The sequence below is a fragment of the Pseudomonas sp. FSL R10-0056 genome (assembly GCF_009600105.1).
GTDB lineage: Bacteria > Pseudomonadota > Gammaproteobacteria > Pseudomonadales > Pseudomonadaceae > Aquipseudomonas > Aquipseudomonas bubulae.
In genome coordinates this window covers 63808-80497 of sequence record NZ_WIWL01000204.1, presented here as the reverse complement: position 1 = coordinate 80497, position 16690 = coordinate 63808, and the positions used below count along the sequence as shown (strand labels likewise).

The window sequence follows — 16690 nt, the reverse complement described above, 5'->3', positions numbered from 1 at the left end:
TTTGCTTAAAACACTCAACGCGCCGAGAATCAAGCCTTTCAACGCACCTATAGAAATTTCTACAATGACCAAACAGCATCCTGCACGTATCGAACTCTCGGCCATTATGAGGTTGGCCGGGCCGCTGATCGCTTCGCAGCTGGCTCACATGCTGATGGTACTCACCGATACCCTGATGATGGCGCGCTTGAGCCCGGAGGCTCTGGCTGGCGGGAGCCTGGGAGCGGCCAGCTACTCGTTCGTGTCGATTTTCTGCATTGGCGTCATCGCTGCCGTGGGCACGCTGGTGTCGATTCGCCAAGGTGCAGGGGATATCGAAGGGGCGACCCGCCTGACTCAGGCCGGGTTGTGGCTCGCCTGGGCACTGGCGTTGGGCGGCGCGGTAATGCTGTGGAATATCAAACCGCTGTTGTTGCTGTTTGGTCAGACGCCCACCAACGTTGAAGCGGCTGGCCAGTTTCTGCTGCTGCTACCGTTTGCCCTGCCCGGCTATATGACTTTTATGGCCCTGCGCGGCTTTACCAGTGCAATGGGCCGGGCCACACCGGTGATGGTGATCAGCCTGATCGGTACCGTGGCCAACTTTGTGCTCAATTACGCGCTGATTACCGGCATGTTCGGCCTGCCAAAACTGGGCTTGATGGGTATCGGCCTGGTCACGGCGATTGTGGCGACCTGCATGGCGCTGGGGTTGGCCTGGCATATCCATCGGCATCCGGCCTACAACGCGTACCCGATCAGCAAGGGCCTGTCGCGGATCAATCTGACATATTTGCGGGAACTGTGGCGGCTCGGCCTGCCGATTGGCGGGACCTATGCCGTGGAAGTCGGTTTGTTTGCCTTCGCAGCACTGTGCATGGGCACCATGGGCAGCACACAGCTGGCAGCGCACCAGATCGCACTGCAAATCGTATCGGTGGCATTTATGGTACCTGCAGGCATGTCGTATGCGATCACCATGCGTATTGGCCAGCACTATGGTGGTGGTGACTTGCAGCGGGCGCGGCTGGCAGGACGGGTCGGTATCGGTTTTGGTGCATGTGTGATGCTCGGGTTTTCCGTGGTGTTCTGGTTTTGGCCAAGGGATCTGGTGGGGTTGTTCCTCGATTACAACGACCCTGCATTCCGTCCGGTATTTGAGCTGGCCGTCAGCCTGCTGGCGGTAGCGGCATGGTTTGAGCTGTTTGATGGCGCACAAACCATCGCCATGGGCGCGATTCGCGGGCTCAAGGATGCCAAGACCACCTTTCTGGTGGGGCTGTTCTGCTATTGGGTGATTGGCGCGCCAATGGCCTGGATGCTGGCCTTTACCTTCGGTTGGGGCCCGGCAGGTGTCTGGTGGGGGCTGGCGACGGGCCTGGCCTGTGCAGCGATCAGCTTGACCCTGGCGTTCGAGTGGAAGGTGCGGCGCATGATCAAGCTGGAGCGCAAGGCGGCGAAAATGGCGGGCGTAGCTGTGTAGCAGCTGCCGAAGGAACGAGGCTGCTGCTACGGAAGTTTTTCTTAAGCCCTAGAGCGCAATTGGCACCTGCTGCCCGGCCCCAAACGTCAAATACTCCACCAGTTCGGCCAGCGGCAGCGGCTTGCTGATGAAGTAGCCCTGCACCTGATCGCAGCCAAAATCACGCAAAAGAGCAAGCTGTTCGGGAGTTTCGACGCCTTCGGCAACCACTTCCAGTTTCAGGTTGTGGGCCAGGTTGATCATGGCGTGGACCAGTTTGCGGTTCTCTTCGCGGCTTTCCATGCCGCCCACAAAGCTCTTGTCGATCTTGAGCAGCGTAATCGGCAGGCTATTGAGGTGCACAAACGATGAAAAACCCGTACCGAAATCATCCAGCGAAAAACGCACACCCAGTCGGCCCAGGGCATCCATGGTCTGTTTGACCAGATCACTGCGCCGCATCACGGCCGTTTCGGTCAGCTCGAACTCCAGCCACTGTGCTTCTACGCCGCGTTCGCTGATCAGGCGGCTGAGGGTCGAAAGCAACTGGCTGTCCTGAAACTGGCGAAACGACAGGTTGACCGCCATGTGCAGCGGCTCAAGCCCGCGTTCGCGCAACGCCTGCATATCCCGCAGGGCACGGGAGATAACCCAGTACCCCAGCGGCACAATCAGCCCGCTTTGCTCGGCCAAAGGCACGAACTCACTCGGAGCCAACAGGCCACGCTCGGCATGGCGCCAGCGCACCAGCGCTTCCAGCCCGACGATTTGCCCCGTGCCAAGATCCAGCCGCGGCTGGTAATGCAGTTCCAGTTCGTCACGGCGCAACGCCCGGCGCAACTCGCTTTCGAGGTCGGCCAGGCTGCGGGCATTGCGATTGATACGCTCGTTGAATACGTGGAAGGTACAGCCCTGGGTGCTTTTGGCCTGTTGCATGGCAATGTGCGCGTGCCACATCAACGGGTCGGCCCCGGCGTTGGCGCGGGCATGGGCAATACCCAGGCTGCAGCCGATCAACAGGCTTTCGCCGTCGACCCAGTAGGGCTCGGCCATCACCTCGGTAATGCGCTCGGCCATCCATTCGGCACGCTCGGGCGCGCGATGGGTATTGATCAACAGGGCGAATTCATCACTGCCAAGACGGGCCAGTTGGTCACCCGCTTCAAGCTGGCTTTTGAGGCGCGCCACTACTTGCAGGATCAGGCGGTCGCCAGCCTGATGGCCCAATGCATCGTTGGCGTGACGAAAGTTGTCCAGGTCCAGATGGCCCAAGGCAATGCCACGGCCGTCACTTTCGGCCAGACGCACGGCCAGCAGGGTCTGGAAGCCTTGCCTGTTGGCAATGCCGGTCAGTGGATCCTCTTCGGCGAGGCGCTGCAAGGTGTGTTCCAGCAGGCCGCGTTCACGCACATGGCGCAGACAGCGGCGCAGTACATCGCCCGTCAGGCTGGCGCCGACCAGCCAGTCGCTGACGCCCGCTGGAGCGCTATCAGGCTCGCTGTCGAGCAGCAAAACCGTGGGCAGGCGGCAGCGGCCCGCTGGGGGCTGCAGGGCCGGGGTCGTCAGGAGCAGCGCATTGCGATCGTTTTCGAACAGATGGCTGACAGACTCCCAGCTCGGCGCGCATATCAGGACGGCCGCACTTCCCATTGGCGCCAGACACTCGCGCAACAACGCTGCCCAAGATGGCTCTTCGGCCAATAGCAGCAAACGCAAGGGTTCGACAGGCGTAGACAAGCTAGCTCCCTAGACTCTGCAAAAATTCGGGCAGTGGGCATTATGACGTGCCGGCAACCAATGGCAATGACACTGGTTATCAAATACTTATTTGCTGCATTAACCCTACGGTAGCTGGAAATACTCTTTACATCCTGTGCGAAAGTAACAAAAGCAGTAAATTTAAAGGATGTGGCATGTCACACCGTCGCACAGAGGCAGCAATATTTGCTCAGCCTGTTAAAATGCCCGCCCTTTTTACAAACGACCCCTGATCTCGTCATGTCCCGACTCAATCCCCGGCAGCAAGAAGCCGTGAGCTACGTCGGCGGCCCTCTATTGGTGCTCGCCGGCGCAGGCTCCGGCAAAACCAGCGTGATTACCCGCAAAATCGCGCACCTGATCCAGAACTGTGGCATCCGTGCCCAATACATCGTCGCCATGACCTTTACCAACAAAGCCGCCCGCGAGATGAAAGAGCGTGTCGGCACCCTGCTTAAAAAGGGTGAAGGCCGCGGCTTGACGGTGTGCACGTTCCACAACCTGGGCCTCAACATCATCCGCAAGGAGCACGCGCGGCTGGGCTATAAGCCCGGCTTCTCGATCTTTGACGAGGCTGACGTCAAGGCGCTGATGGCCGACATCATGCAAAAGGAATATTCGGGCGACGACGGGGTCGACGAAATCAAGAACATGATCGGCTCGTGGAAAAACGACCTGATCCTGCCGCCCCAGGCTCTGGAAAACGCGCGCAACCCCAAGGAGCAGACCGCAGCCATCGTCTACACCCACTACCAGCGCACGCTCAAGGCCTACAACGCGGTGGACTTTGACGACCTGATCCTGCTGCCGGTCAAGCTGTTCGAAGAACATGCCGACATTCTGGAAAAGTGGCAGAACAAGGTGCGTTACCTGCTGGTGGACGAATATCAGGACACCAACGCCAGTCAGTATCTGCTGGTTAAATACCTGATCGGCAAGCGCAACCAGTTCACCGTGGTAGGTGACGACGACCAGTCGATCTACGCCTGGCGCGGCGCTCGCCCGGAAAACCTGATGCTGCTCAAGGATGATTACCCGTCCTTGAAAGTGGTGATGCTGGAGCAAAACTACCGCTCCACCAGCCGTATTCTGCGCTGCGCCAATATCCTGATTGCCAACAACCCCCACGAGTTTGAAAAGCAGTTGTGGAGCGAGATGGGCCACGGCGACGAAGTGCGGGTGATCCGCTGCCGCAACGAAGACGCCGAAGCCGAGCGAGTGGCCGTCGAAATCCTCACCCTGCACCTGCGCACCGATCGACCGTACAGCGACTTCGCGATCCTGTACCGCGGGAACTATCAAGCCAAACTGATCGAATTGAAGCTGCAGCACCATCAGATCCCGTACCGTTTGTCGGGCGGCAACAGCTTCTTCGGACGTCAGGAAGTTAAAGACCTGATGGCTTACTTCCGCCTGATCGTAAACCCGGATGACGATAACGCCTTCCTGCGCGTAATCAACGTCCCACGTCGCGAGATCGGTTCGACTACCCTGGAAAAGCTGGGTAACTACGCGACCGAGCGAAAGATCTCGATGTATGCCGCCACCGATGAAATCGGCCTGGGCGAACATCTGGACGCACGCTTCACTGACCGCCTGGTACGTTTCAAGCGCTTTATGGACCGTGTGCGTGAGCATTGCTCGGGCGAAGACCCGATTGCAGCGCTGCGCAGCATGATCATGGACATCGACTACGAAAACTGGCTACGCACCAACAGCTCCAGCGACAAGGCGGCGGACTACCGCATGTCCAATGTCTGGTTTTTGGTCGAGGCGTTGAAAAACACCCTCGAAAAAGACGAAGACGGCGCCATGACCATCGAGGAAGCCATCGGCAAACTGGTGCTGCGCGACATGCTCGAGCGCCAGCAGGAAGAGGAAGACGGTGCCGAAGGCGTGCAGATGATGACCTTGCACGCCTCCAAGGGTCTGGAATTTCCTTACGTGTTCATCATGGGCATGGAAGAAGAAATCCTCCCGCACCGCTCCAGCATTGAAGCAGACACCATTGAAGAAGAACGGCGCCTGGCCTATGTGGGCATTACCCGTGCCCGTGAGACGCTGGCATTCACCTTTGCCGCCAAGCGTAAACAGTACGGCGAGATCATTGACTGTGCGCCGAGCCGTTTCCTCGATGAGTTACCCCCGGACGATCTGGCCTGGGAAGGCAACGATGACACCCCCACCGAAGTTAAAGCGGTTCGCGGCAATACAGCACTGGCTGATATACGCGCGATGCTAAAACGCTAAAATCGACTATTTTTTACTCTACCTTCAGCGCAAAAGCGCTATTTGAGGACGTTACGTTGGAAGCACTGCACAAGAAAATTCGCGAAGAAGGCATCGTGCTTTCCGATCAGGTTTTGAAAGTCGACGCCTTTTTGAACCATCAGATCGATCCTCAGCTGATGAAGGAAATCGGCGACGAGTTCGCGCGTTTGTTCAAGGATTCGGGCATCACCAAGATCGTCACTATCGAAGCATCGGGTATCGCCCCTGCTGTGATGACTGGCTTGAACTTGGGTGTACCTGTGATTTTTGCGCGTAAGCACCAGTCCCTGACCCTGACTGAAAACCTGCTGTCGGCCACGGTGTATTCGTTCACCAAGCAGACTGAAAGCACCGTTGCGATTTCCCCGCGCCACCTGCAAAGCAGCGACCGTGTGCTGGTGATCGACGACTTCCTGGCCAATGGCAAGGCCTCGCAAGCGCTGATTTCGATCATCAAGCAAGCTGGCGCCACCGTGGCCGGTCTGGGCATCGTGATCGAGAAGTCGTTCCAGGGCGGCCGTGCCGAGCTGGATGCACAGGGCTACCGCGTTGAATCCCTGGCCCGGGTCAAATCCCTGGCGGGCGGTAAAGTGACCTTTATCGAGTAACCCTTTCAGTCCGTAGCAGCTGCCGAAGCACGAAGGCTGAGCCGCCGAACGCAGCCTGGCGGCAGCTGCTACGAAAGGCGCGTCAATTGCTTTTCGCGGTTGCCTGCAGCCCTGCCAGCAGCAAACGCTGGTACAGCTCATCGCGCAACCCGTCGGGTTGTGCGAGCTGCATGCGCTCCAGGTGTTCGGGGAATGCCTGGGGCGAAGGCGCGTCCAGCGTAGCCTTGCCCAGTTGGTACATCTGCGTGAGCTTGAATTTGCTTTTAAGCCAGTTCAACGCTCGCAGCAGGTCTTGCTCCTGCGCGCTGAAATCACTGCCCAGCGGGTATTCCGGGAACAAATGCGGGTGCCGATCGGCGATCTCCTGCAAACGCTGCGGGCTGTTGTCGGCAAAACGTGGATCAAGGCGAAAGTCCTTGGGCAGCTTGCCCATCAGTTGTGCCTGGGTAGTCAGTTCGGTCTGGAAGCGCGAGTCGGTGATGTTGAGCAGCGCCTCGATGACTTTGCTGTCGGTTTTGCCGCGCAAATCAGCAATCCCGTATTCGGTGACCACAATGTCGCGCAAATGCCGCGGGATGGTGCAGTGACCGTATTCCCAGACAATATTGGAACTTACATCACCGCCCGACTCTCGCCAACTGCGCAACATGATCACCGAGCGTGCGTCATGCAGGGCATGGCCCTGGGCAACAAAGTTGTATTGCCCGCCGACCCCGCTCAGCACCCGGCCGTCTTCGAGCTGATCAGCCACGGCGGCACCGAGCAAGGTCACGGTGAATGCGCTGTTGACGAAGCGCGCATCACGCCGTTGCAGGCGTTTCAACTCTTCCTGGCCGTATAGTTCGTTGATATAGCTGATGGCGGTCATATTGAATTCAAGGCGCTTGCTGTGGGGCAACTCCCTTAGCCGCTGGTAAAAATCGCGGGGGCCTAGGATAAAACCGCCGTGGATGCTGACCCCGTCACCCTGCAAGCTTTCATCCAGGGTGCCCGCATTGGCCTGGGCTTGCCTGTCGGCATCGGGGTAGACCTTGCGTCGCACAATCCCGGCATCGGCCAGCACCATCAGGCCGTGGACAAACATCTCGCTGCAACCATACAGGCCCCGGGCAAATGGCTCGACGCCACCTTGTTGCTCGATCAGCGTGCGCCACGGGGTGATATCGATAGCGTCGAGCAGGTCGCGGTAGCCCTCGTTGTCACCCTGGCGTGCGAGCAGGGCTGCACTCAGGGCATCACCCATCGAGCCAATGCCGATCTGCAGGGTGCCGCCGTCGCGTATCAGGGTGCTGGCATGCAGGCCGATCATATGGTCTTGCAGATTGACCGGCATGCTGGGCGTTGAAAACAACGTAGTGTGCTCATCTTCGTCAATCAACAGATCAAAATCGTCGATACTCAGCTCCGAGTCGCCGGGCATATAAGGCAGGTCACCATGTACCTGGCCCAGTATCAGAATGGTCTCGCCCGCCGCACGCCGCTTGGCAATCATGGGCAACAAATCGAGGGTAATATCCGGGTTGCAGCTCAAGCTCAGACGCGCGGCATCCTCGGGGTGTCGAGCAACCAGTTGGGCCACCAGGTTCAGGCCGCTGGCATTGATGTCGCGGGCCGCGTGACTGTAATTGCTGCTGACGTAATCCTGCTGGGCAGGCGGGCTGTTGAGCAAACTGCCCGGCTGCAAAAAGAACTGCTCGACGTGGATGTTGGTGGGCATGCTGTTGTGAAGCAGGTCGGCCAGGTAATCCAGCTCAATGTAATCGCCAAATACCCGCTCGACAAAAGGTTCCAGAAACAACCGTTGCAGTCCGTCCCCAAGTGGGGGGCGGCCCAGACTCAAAGCGGTATAGATCGTCAGTTGGCGTTCGGGCAGCTGCCTGATCCGCTGATACAGCGCATTGACGAAGCGGTTGGCCTTGCCCAGGCCCAGCGGCAGGCCAAGGTGAATATGCATCGGTAATCGCGCCAGCACATCATCGACTGCGCGTTCGATCGAACAGGACTGCACCATCTGATCCTCCTTATCCAGTCTTGAATATAGACGTGATAGCGCAGAGGACGCGGACGAGCTCAAATTTCGGGCACAAAAAAGCCGCCCATCAGCGGCTTTTTCAGAGAAGGTCGGGTTATTTCAAACCGGACATTTTCTCGATGGCGCCTTTTAGCTCTTCATCGGTACAGGTCATGCAAGTGCCTTTTGGCGGCATGGCGTTGATACCGGTGATGGCTTTGGCCAGGATGCCATCAAGGCCGCCCTGATGATCGGCGCGCTCTTTCCAGGCCGCGGTGTCACCGATTTTCGGTGCGCCCAACAGGCCGGTGCCGTGGCATGCACTGCAATGCTTGGCAATAATGTCGTCGGGGGTCATGCCACCGCCGCCGCCCACCGAGGCTGCTACGTCCATCCCTTTGCATTCTTGCCCTTGAACACAGACCTTACCCACTGGCTCAAGACGTTTTGCGATGTCATCGTTCGTTGCTGCCTGAGCGTTGACTGCCCATAGGGCCACTACTGCTGCTGGTACGGCCAGCATTTTCATAATTAGGTTCACGCGTTCACCCTCAATGGTGGCTATTCACGCCCACAACCACGGTTTCGCGGGCGGCGAAAGTATAACGGTTAGCCCGCCTCTCTGAAACAACCCTAAAGACAAAGGGGGAATAGAGCTGGCGAAATGCATCTACGGGTGCCTCTGCAAGCAGACAGGGCGCCTCTGTTCTTAGAAATTCGCCGGGGTGGCTGCGCTGATTAGTCGCGCCGCGACGTCGAACGGATTACGAAAGCGGTGTGGTTTGGAGCTTTCGAAATAATAGCTGTCACCGGCTTCCAGCACGAAGGTCTCAAGACCCACGGTTAACTCTAGGCGACCTTCCACCAAAATCCCGGTTTCTTCGCCTTCATGGGTCAGCATTTCGTCCCCGGTATCGGCGCCCGGTGGATAAATCTCGTTGAGAAAGGCAATGGCCCGGCTCGGATGTGCCTTGCCCACCAGTTTCATGGTCACCGCACCGTCGGAAATGTCGATCAGCTCATTGGCTTTGTAGACAATTTGAGTTGGGTTTTCTTGAAGGATTTCTTCGGAAAAAAACTCGACCATGGACATGGGGATGCCACTCAGCACTTTTCGCAGGGAGCTTATGGACGGGCTCACGCTGTTCTTTTCGATCATCGAAATGGTGCTGTTGGTGACGCCCGCGCGCTTGGCGAGTTCACGCTGCGACAGGCCTTTGAGTTTGCGGATGGATTGCAGTCGTTCACCGACGTCCAATGCGGGAGCCTCCTGGGGGTCAGATTCGGGTCGAGAAGCCGCCATCATGGCGATAGCGTTCAGTATTTACAACACTTCGACTTCAAACCCGGACGCCCATTCGCCCCCACATATTGGATACAACCCATCAGTTACCGGAATAGAGCCGTGGAACGCGTTTGAGGTTGCAGAAAATCTGGTAAGGAATGGTATCTGCTGCAGTGGCCACTTCGCTGGCGAGAATATTTTTACCCCACAACTCGACCGTCGAACCCAGGCCCGCTTGCGGCACATCGGTGAGGTCGATGCACAGCATGTCCATCGACACACGACCCAGCAACTGGCTGCGCACACCGTCCACAAATACCGGGGTACCGGTGGGTGCCTGGCGCGGGTAGCCGTCGGCATAACCCATGGCCACCACGCCGATTCGCATGGGTTTTGGGGTGATGAACCTGGCACCGTAGCCCACTGGCTCACCGGCGGGCAGTTCGCGCACGCAGATCACTTTGGACTCCAGGGTCATCACAGGTTGCAAGCGAGAGGCAGTGGCCTGTGGCTCGTCAAATGGCGAGCTGCCATACAACATCAAGCCCGGGCGTACCCAGTCACTTGGCACGCGTGGCCAGCCGAGTACGGCCGGCGAGTTGCGCAAGCTGATTTCTGCCGTCAAATCGGCGCGAGCGCCGAGGAACACAGCAACCTGCTCTACGCTTCGGGTGCAATCGAGCTCATCGGCGCGGGCAAAATGGCTCATCAGCACGATTTTCGCCACATTGGCACTGGCCTGCAGACGCTGGTAAGCGGCCTTGTAATCGTTGGGGTGCAAGCCAACGCGGTGCATGCCACTGTCCAGTTTCAGCCACACATGGATGGGTTTGGCGAGCCGGGCCTGCTCGATGGCATCAAGCTGCCACAGCGAATGCACCACACACCAGAAGTCATGTTCGACGATCAGTGGTAGTTCATCCGCTTCAAAAAAACCTTCCAGCAGCAGGATTGGCGCGCGAATACCGGCGGCGCGCAGTTCCAGTGCTTCTTCAATACAGGCCACGGCAAAACCGTCAGCCTCGGCCTCAAGAGCCTGGGCGCAGCGCACGGCACCGTGGCCGTAGGCATCGGCCTTGATCACAGCAAGGGCCTTGGCCCCCGTGACTTCACGGGCCAGTTGGTAATTGTGACGCAGGGCTTGGAGGTCGATCAGGGCACGGGCTGGGCGCATGGCGGCGGGCTTCTAACGGCAAAAGAATAAAAAACGGTGCACACCCGCAGCGTGAACTGCGTGCTGCACCGCAAGAGGGACTGTTACGTGATCAAAAAACTTACGGCAATGCTGCCACAACAGACAGTTCAACCAGGATTTCGGGCTCGCACAGCTTGGCCTCGACAGTTGCGCGGGCCGGCGCTACACCCTTGGGCAGCCATTGGTCCCAGACGCTGTTCATGCCGGCAAAGTCGGCATCGATGTCTTTGAGGTAAATAGTGACCGACAGGATACGGCTTTTATCGGAGCCCGCCAGGTCCAGCAAATGCTCGATATTGGCCAGTGTTTCACGGGTCTGTTGCTCGACCCCGGCGTTCATGTCGTCGCCGACTTGCCCGGACAGGTAGACAGTGCCGTTATGGGTAACGATCTGGCTCATGCGTTCATTGGTGAGCTGGCGCTGGATTGCCATGTTTTGCAGTCTCCTGGTGGTTGCCGTAGCGGGAAATATCAAGGCCTTCGGCGCTGATTTGCGGGGTCTTTTTGGCCATTACGTCCGCGAGGAAACGACCGGAACCGCAGGCCATGGTCCAACCCAGTGTGCCATGCCCGGTGTTCAGGAACAGGTTTTTGAACGGGGTTGCGCCCACAATCGGCGTGCCGTCCGGGGTGGTCGGGCGCAGGCCGGTCCAGAAACTGGCCTGGCTCAGATCACCGCCCTGAGGATAAAGGTCGTTGACGATCATCTCCAGGGTTTCGCGTCGGCGCGGGTTCAGCGACAGGTCAAAACCGGCGATTTCAGCCATGCCGCCAACGCGAATGCGGTTGTCGAAACGGGTGATCGCGACCTTGTAGGTCTCATCGAGAATGGTCGAGGTCGGTGCCATGTCCGAATTGGTAATCGGAATGGTCAGCGAGTAGCCCTTGAGCGGATAAACCGGCGCCTTGATGCCCAGTGGCTTGAGCATTTGCGGCGAGTAGCTGCCCAGTGCCAGTACGTAACGATCGGCGGTTTCGAGTTTGCCGTCGATCATCACGCCATTGATGCGATCACCTGCGTAGTCCAGACGCTGGATATCCTGGCCGAAGCGGAACTCAACACCCAGGTTTTTGGCCATTTCAGCCAGGCGGGTGGTAAACATCTGACAGTCGCCAGTCTGGTCATTGGGCAGGCGCAGGGCGCCGGCCAAAATGTCGGTCACGCTGGCCAGTGCGGGCTCAACCCGGGCAATACCGGCACGGTCGAGCAGTTCGAACGGTACACCGGATTCTTTCAGGACCGCGATGTCCTTGGCGGCGCCATCGAGCTGGGCCTGAGTGCGGAACAGTTGTGTGGTGCCGAGGTTACGGGCTTCGTAAGCAATACCCGTTTCGGCACGCAGTTCGTCGAGGCAGTCACGGCTGTACTCGGACAGGCGAACCATGCGCTCCTTGTTCACGGCATAGCGGCTGGCGGTGCAGTTGCGCAGCATCTGTGCCATCCACAGGTACTGATCAATGCTGGTCGTGGCCTTGATGGCCAGAGGTGCGTGGCGTTCGAGCAACCACTTGATCGCCTTGAGCGGCACGCCCGGTGCAGCCCACGGCGAAGCGTAGCCCGGGGACACCTGGCCCGCGTTGGCAAAGCTGGTTTCCATTGCAACGGCTGGCTGACGGTCCACGACAACCACATCAAAACCGGCTCGGGCCAGATAATAGGCGCTGGCAGTACCAATAACGCCGCCACCCAATACCATAACTCGCATATTCATTCCCTCATCGCGGCCAGCCGCAGACGTTTATTGTTCGATGCAAAGATGAGCGCAGTATATGAAGCATTGAGCAGTGGTATTCACTGTATAAGAAGCTATATTTGGCGACAATTCTCGGGCATAACCCTTTTCACGGAGGAGAATCTCCTATGCGTACAAATCATCAAACAAAGCGTGAATTGGACAAGATAGATCGCAACATTTTGCGCATCCTCCAGGTCGATGGCCGCATCTCGTTTACCGAGCTGGGAGAGAAGGTTGGGTTGTCGACCACTCCCTGTACAGAACGAGTGCGCAGGCTGGAACGTGAAGGGATCATCATGGGCTACAACGCCCGGCTGAACCCGCAACATTTACAGGGCAGCCTGCTGGTATTTGTGGAAATCAGCCTGGACTACAAATCAGGCGATACCTTTGATGAATTCCGACGCGCCGTGTTGAAGTTGCCCCATGTGCTGGAGTGTCATCTGGTGTCGGGGGACTTCGACTATCTGGTGAAGGCGCGGATCAGCGAGATGGCTTCTTACCGCAAGCTGCTGGGTGACATCTTGCTCAAGCTGCCCCACGTGCGTGAGTCCAAAAGCTATATCGTGATGGAAGAAGTCAAAGAGAGCCTGAATCTGCCGATTGCAGATTGACGGCTTTCCCTTAGAGGGGCTGCGCAGACCGGCTTTTGCCTTTAGTCCCCTCTCCCTCCGGGAGAGGGGCAGGGTGAGGGGGCTCTTGATCTAGACCAGCACCTGCCGCGTACTGGCGATGTACTCATGCACCAGCTTCTCTGCGCTGGGGTGAATCATCTCTACCGGGCGTCGACCGTTGGGGCACGGCAAGGTGGGGGTAGTGCCAAACAACCGACAGATCAATGGCCGCTCTTCATACACCGTGCAGCCATTGGGCCCCAGATGCACACAGTTCAGCTCATCCATTGCTGCTTCTTGTTCGGCAGCCGTCTTGCGCGGCAAGCGGGCCATTTCTTCGGATGAAGTGGTCACAGGCCCGCAGCAGTCATGGCAACCCGGCACGCATTCGAACGAGGGGATTTGCTGCCTGAGAAAGCGGATCTTGTGACTGTTACAGCTCATCCAGAACGTACCGATTGAGAAAAGGCCGCAGAGTCTGCCTGAAAACCCCTGCCCTAGACAGGGCCATTCGGCTGTTCTTGCCCCACGGGAATGGCACGGCTTATGCTCCGTCAAATTTTCCAAACATCAATAATCAGGATTACGCACATGAACGCCCCTGTTCAGCGCAGCCAGCACACCGCTTCTTATTACGCCGCCAGCAGCCTGCCACAACCCGATCATCCGGTGTTGCAGGGCGAGCTGGTGGCGGATGTGTGTGTGGTGGGCGGTGGCTTTTCCGGCCTGAATACGGCGCTGGAGCTGGCCGAGCGCGGCATGAGCGTGGTCTTGCTGGAAGCGCACAAGATCGGTTGGGGCGCCAGCGGGCGCAATGGCGGGCAACTGATTCGCGGGGTCGGCCATGGTGTTGAGCAGTTTGAAGGCGTCATCGGCAAGGACGGTGTGCGGCAAATGAAGCTGATGGGGCTGGAGGCGGTGGAAATCGTGCGCCAGCGCGTCGAGCGTTTCAATATTGCCTGTGACCTGACCTGGGGCTATTGCGACCTGGCCAACAAACCCCGTGACCTTGAAGGTTTTGCTGAAGAGGCCCAGGAGCTGCGCGATCTGGGTTATCGCCATGAAACCCGTCTGTTGCAGGCCAACGAAGTGCACAGCGTGGTGGGTTCGGACCGGTATGTCGGCGGCTTTGTCGATATGGGCTCGGGTCATTTGCACCCGCTGAATCTGGCGCTGGGCGAAGCAGCGGCCGCTGCGCAACTGGGTGTAAAGCTGTTTGAAAACTCCGCAGTAACCCGCATCGATTACGGCCCTGAAGTACGGGTGCACACGGCCCAGGGCTCCGTGCGGGCCAAAAGTCTGGTACTGGGCTGCAACGCCTATCTCAAGGACCTCAACCCGCAACTAAGCGGCAAAGTGCTGCCTGCGGGCAGCTACATCATTGCCACCGAGCCGTTGAGCGAAGCCCGGGCTCACGCCTTGCTGCCACAGAACATGGCCGTGTGCGACCAGCGCGTGGCGCTGGACTACTACCGTCTTTCGGCAGATCGGCGTCTGTTATTCGGTGGGGCCTGTCATTATTCTGGGCGGGATCCGCAGGATATTGCCGCGTACATGCGTCCTAAAATGCTCGAGGTGTTCCCGCATCTTAAAGACGTGAAAATCGACTACCAGTGGGGCGGCATGATCGGCATTGGTGCCAACCGCCTGCCGCAGATCGGCCGCCTGCAAGAGCATCCCAATGTGTATTACGCCCAGGCGTATTCAGGGCACGGGGTTAACGCAACCCACCTGGCGGGCAAGTTGCTGGCCGAAGCTATCAGTGGCCAGCACAGTGACGGTTTTGATCTGTTTGCCAAGGTCCCGCATATCACCTTCCCGGGTGGCAAATACCTGCGTTCGCCATTGCTGGCGCTGGGGATGCTGTGGCACCGGTTAAAAGAGCTGCGCTGATTCAAACCTGTAGCCGCTGCCGCAGGTTTGGTTACGAACGCCAAAATGGCTTGCAGCCTTCCTGCCGGGCCATTTCGCGGGTCAACCCCACATCGCGCAGCTGCTGTTCGTCCAGGTTCAGCAGCATCCGGCGACTGCGAGCACGGTGGCAGAACAGCCCCCACACCCCAAGACCGGCCGGGGTGCTGGTGACTTGACGGGCTTCATGCTCAGCCAGTAATTGTTGGCTGTGCAGCGTCAGGCGCACATCGCTCAAACCATTCATCAGACAGCTCCTTTTGACTCGATTGCCATGAGTCAGCATGATGGCCGTGCGCTGGAAACCATGACAGATTCAGCAAAGTCTTTTTAAATACATACAGATCTGCCATTTCAGGCGCTGAATCCTTGGTTTACGCCCCATCTGTACTGGTCCACCCTTCGGGAGTTCTGCCATGACCCTTTATGTCAACCTCGCCGACCTGCTCGGTACGCGCATCGAGCAGGGCTTTTATCGCCCTGGCGACCGTTTGCCGTCGGTGCGGGCGCTAAGCGCCGAGCATGGTGTGAGCCTGAGTACGGTGCAGCAGGCGTATCGCTTGCTGGAGGACAATGGCCTGGCGTCGCCGCGGCCCAAGTCCGGGTACTTCGTGCCGATGGAGCGTGAGCTGCCCGCCCTACCGGGCATGGGTAAACCTGCCCAGCGACCCGTGGAAATTTCACAGTGGGAGCAAGTGCGGGAACTGGTTCGCTCAGTGCCGCAAAAGGACGTGATCCAGTTGGGGCGCGGCATGCCGGACGTCACCACGCCAACCATCAAGCCGCTGTTGCGCAGCCTGGCGCAGATCAGCCGGCGTCTGGACTTGCCCGGTCTGTATTACGACAACGTCTACGGGGTACTCGGCCTGCGCGAGCAGGTGGCGCGGTTGTTGCTCGATTCGGGCTGCCAGTTGGGCGCAGAAGATCTGGTAATCACCACGGGCTGCCATGAGGCCTTGTCGTGCAGTATTCGAGCCGTGTGCGAACCGGGTGATATCGTCGCGGTCGACTCGCCAAGCTTTCATGGCGCCATGCAAACCCTCAAGGGCCTGGGGATGAAGGCCCTGGAGATCCCTACCGATCCGCTGACCGGCATCAGCCTCGAAGCCCTGGAACTGGCCCTGGAACAGTGGCCGATCAAGGCTATCCAGCTCACCCCCAGTTGCAACAACCCACTGGGCTACATCATGCCCGAAGCCCGCAAGCGGGCGCTGGTGACCCTGGCCCAGCGTTTTGATGTGGCGATCATTGAAGACGATGTGTACGGCGAACTGGCCTACACCTACCCTCGCCCGCGAACCATCAAGTCCTTCGACGATGACGGTCGTGTCCTGCTGTGCAGTTCATTCTCCAAAACCCTGGCCCCCGGCTTGCGCGTTGGCTGGGTGGCGCCGGGGCGTTATCTGGAGCGGGTGCTGCACATGAAATACATCAGCACCGGCTCTTGCGCACCGCAGCCGCAACTGGCGGTTGCCGACTTCCTGAAAAACGGTCATTTCGAGCCGCACCTGCGCAAAATGCGCAGCCAATACCAGCGCAATCGCGACCTGATGCTGGGCTGGATCAGCCGCTACTTTCCGCCCGGCACCCGTGCCAGCAGGCCCCAGGGCAGCTTTATGCTGTGGCTTGAGCTGCCTGACGGCTTCGACAGCCTGCGCCTCAACCGCATGTTGCTGGACCAGGGCGTGCAGATCGCGGTGGGCAGTATTTTTTCGGCTTCGGGCAAGTACCGTAATTGCTTGCGCATGAACTACGCTGCAAAGCCTACGCCGCAGATCGAAGAAGCGGTGCGCAAAGTGGGTATGGCAGCCAGTAAACTGCTGGCAGATACCGTTTAACTCCAGTGACGTCTGGCCCGAG

At 58.6% G+C, this 16690-nt stretch carries 15 protein-coding genes; 6 read left to right on the top strand and 9 right to left on the bottom strand.

Features of this window, described 5'->3' with window-relative positions; translation table 11 throughout:
* Positions 1 to 64: 64 nt before the first annotated feature.
* Positions 65 to 1462, top strand: coding sequence for a NorM family multidrug efflux MATE transporter (locus GHO42_RS19070; protein ID WP_138738390.1), 1398 nt, complete (start codon positions 65 to 67; stop codon positions 1460 to 1462).
* Positions 1463 to 1510: 48 nt separating this feature from the next.
* Here GHO42_RS19070 and GHO42_RS19065 read toward each other — a convergent pair whose 3' ends face one another.
* Positions 1511 to 3178 (bottom strand): bifunctional diguanylate cyclase/phosphodiesterase, encoded by a 1668-nt coding sequence (locus GHO42_RS19065; RefSeq protein WP_094999737.1) that lies wholly within the window; start codon positions 3176 to 3178, stop codon positions 1511 to 1513.
* Positions 3179 to 3439: 261 nt separating this feature from the next.
* Between GHO42_RS19065 and rep the strand changes: the two genes are divergently transcribed.
* Positions 3440 to 5449: a DNA helicase Rep gene (gene rep / locus GHO42_RS19060; RefSeq protein WP_016782673.1), complete on the top strand. Its 2010-nt coding sequence runs from the start codon at positions 3440 to 3442 to the stop codon at positions 5447 to 5449.
* A 56-nt stretch (positions 5450 to 5505) separates the two neighbouring features.
* Positions 5506 to 6078, top strand: coding sequence for a xanthine phosphoribosyltransferase (locus tag GHO42_RS19055; RefSeq protein WP_016782674.1), 573 nt, complete (start codon positions 5506 to 5508; stop codon positions 6076 to 6078).
* A gap of 82 nt (positions 6079 to 6160) precedes the next feature.
* Here the strand turns inward: GHO42_RS19055 and GHO42_RS19050 are convergent, their stop codons facing one another.
* The 6 genes from GHO42_RS19050 to dadA form a co-directional block, all read right to left on the bottom strand.
* A complete protein-coding gene (locus GHO42_RS19050) occupies positions 6161 to 8089 on the bottom strand; it encodes an acetyl-CoA hydrolase/transferase C-terminal domain-containing protein (RefSeq protein WP_095031532.1) in 1929 nt (642 codons plus the stop codon).
* 115 nt (positions 8090 to 8204) lie between these two features.
* On the bottom strand, positions 8205 to 8618 hold the full coding sequence (locus GHO42_RS19045) for a cytochrome c5 family protein (RefSeq protein ID WP_094999735.1): 414 nt from the start codon (positions 8616 to 8618) through the stop codon (positions 8205 to 8207).
* 180 nt (positions 8619 to 8798) lie between these two features.
* Positions 8799 to 9347, bottom strand: coding sequence for a cupin domain-containing protein (locus GHO42_RS19040; protein WP_016782677.1), 549 nt, complete (start codon positions 9345 to 9347; stop codon positions 8799 to 8801).
* A gap of 127 nt (positions 9348 to 9474) precedes the next feature.
* The gene (gene alr / locus GHO42_RS19035) at positions 9475 to 10548 is read right to left on the bottom strand and encodes an alanine racemase (protein ID WP_094999734.1); all 1074 of its coding nucleotides are present in this window, start codon (positions 10546 to 10548) and stop codon (positions 9475 to 9477) included.
* A 100-nt stretch (positions 10549 to 10648) separates the two neighbouring features.
* Positions 10649 to 11002 carry a RidA family protein gene (locus GHO42_RS19030; RefSeq protein ID WP_094999733.1) on the bottom strand — a complete coding sequence of 118 codons (354 nt, stop codon included), beginning with the start codon at positions 11000 to 11002 and terminating at the stop codon, positions 10649 to 10651.
* A complete protein-coding gene (gene dadA / locus GHO42_RS19025) occupies positions 10974 to 12275 on the bottom strand; it encodes a D-amino acid dehydrogenase (protein WP_029611630.1) in 1302 nt (433 codons plus the stop codon). The genes GHO42_RS19030 and dadA overlap by 29 nt, the downstream gene beginning before the upstream one ends.
* A gap of 155 nt (positions 12276 to 12430) precedes the next feature.
* Between dadA and GHO42_RS19020 the strand changes: the two genes are divergently transcribed.
* Complete coding sequence (locus GHO42_RS19020) at positions 12431 to 12919, top strand: Lrp/AsnC ligand binding domain-containing protein (protein WP_016782681.1); 489 nt, start codon at positions 12431 to 12433, stop codon at positions 12917 to 12919.
* 90 nt (positions 12920 to 13009) lie between these two features.
* Here GHO42_RS19020 and GHO42_RS19015 read toward each other — a convergent pair whose 3' ends face one another.
* On the bottom strand, positions 13010 to 13363 hold the full coding sequence (locus GHO42_RS19015) for a YkgJ family cysteine cluster protein (protein WP_003437837.1): 354 nt from the start codon (positions 13361 to 13363) through the stop codon (positions 13010 to 13012).
* Positions 13364 to 13510: 147 nt separating this feature from the next.
* Here GHO42_RS19015 and GHO42_RS19010 point away from each other — a divergent pair, with 147 nt between their 5' ends.
* Entirely contained in the window at positions 13511 to 14812 is a 1302-nt protein-coding gene (locus tag GHO42_RS19010; RefSeq protein WP_095020510.1) for an FAD-binding oxidoreductase, read from the top strand.
* A 31-nt stretch (positions 14813 to 14843) separates the two neighbouring features.
* On the opposite strand, the gene GHO42_RS19005 is transcribed toward GHO42_RS19010, so the two are convergent.
* A complete protein-coding gene (locus GHO42_RS19005) occupies positions 14844 to 15077 on the bottom strand; it encodes a DUF1127 domain-containing protein (protein WP_094999731.1) in 234 nt (77 codons plus the stop codon).
* Between the two features lie 169 nt (positions 15078 to 15246).
* On the opposite strand from GHO42_RS19005, the gene GHO42_RS19000 reads away from it, so the two are divergent.
* Positions 15247 to 16668 carry a PLP-dependent aminotransferase family protein gene (locus tag GHO42_RS19000; protein WP_153384172.1) on the top strand — a complete coding sequence of 474 codons (1422 nt, stop codon included), beginning with the start codon at positions 15247 to 15249 and terminating at the stop codon, positions 16666 to 16668.
* Positions 16669 to 16690: the final 22 nt, after the last annotated feature.

Bases quoted from the DNA above. Each gene is read 5' to 3' on its own strand.
- rep (WP_016782673.1), top strand. From the start codon at position 3,440: ATGTCCCGACTCAATCCCCGGCAGCAAGAAGCCGTGAGCTACGTCGGC.
- GHO42_RS19005 (WP_094999731.1), bottom strand. From the start codon at position 15,077: ATGAATGGTTTGAGCGATGTGCGCCTGACGCTGCACAGCCAACAATTA.
- GHO42_RS19000 (WP_153384172.1), top strand. From the start codon at position 15,247: ATGACCCTTTATGTCAACCTCGCCGACCTGCTCGGTACGCGCATCGAG.
- dadA (WP_029611630.1), bottom strand. From the start codon at position 12,275: ATGCGAGTTATGGTATTGGGTGGCGGCGTTATTGGTACTGCCAGCGCC.
- GHO42_RS19045 (WP_094999735.1), bottom strand. From the start codon at position 8,618: ATGAAAATGCTGGCCGTACCAGCAGCAGTAGTGGCCCTATGGGCAGTC.
- alr (WP_094999734.1), bottom strand. From the start codon at position 10,548: ATGCGCCCAGCCCGTGCCCTGATCGACCTCCAAGCCCTGCGTCACAAT.
- GHO42_RS19070 (WP_138738390.1), top strand. From the start codon at position 65: ATGACCAAACAGCATCCTGCACGTATCGAACTCTCGGCCATTATGAGG.
- GHO42_RS19030 (WP_094999733.1), bottom strand. From the start codon at position 11,002: ATGGCAATCCAGCGCCAGCTCACCAATGAACGCATGAGCCAGATCGTT.
- GHO42_RS19010 (WP_095020510.1), top strand. From the start codon at position 13,511: ATGAACGCCCCTGTTCAGCGCAGCCAGCACACCGCTTCTTATTACGCC.
- GHO42_RS19050 (WP_095031532.1), bottom strand. From the start codon at position 8,089: ATGGTGCAGTCCTGTTCGATCGAACGCGCAGTCGATGATGTGCTGGCG.
- GHO42_RS19015 (WP_003437837.1), bottom strand. From the start codon at position 13,363: ATGAGCTGTAACAGTCACAAGATCCGCTTTCTCAGGCAGCAAATCCCC.
- GHO42_RS19020 (WP_016782681.1), top strand. From the start codon at position 12,431: ATGCGTACAAATCATCAAACAAAGCGTGAATTGGACAAGATAGATCGC.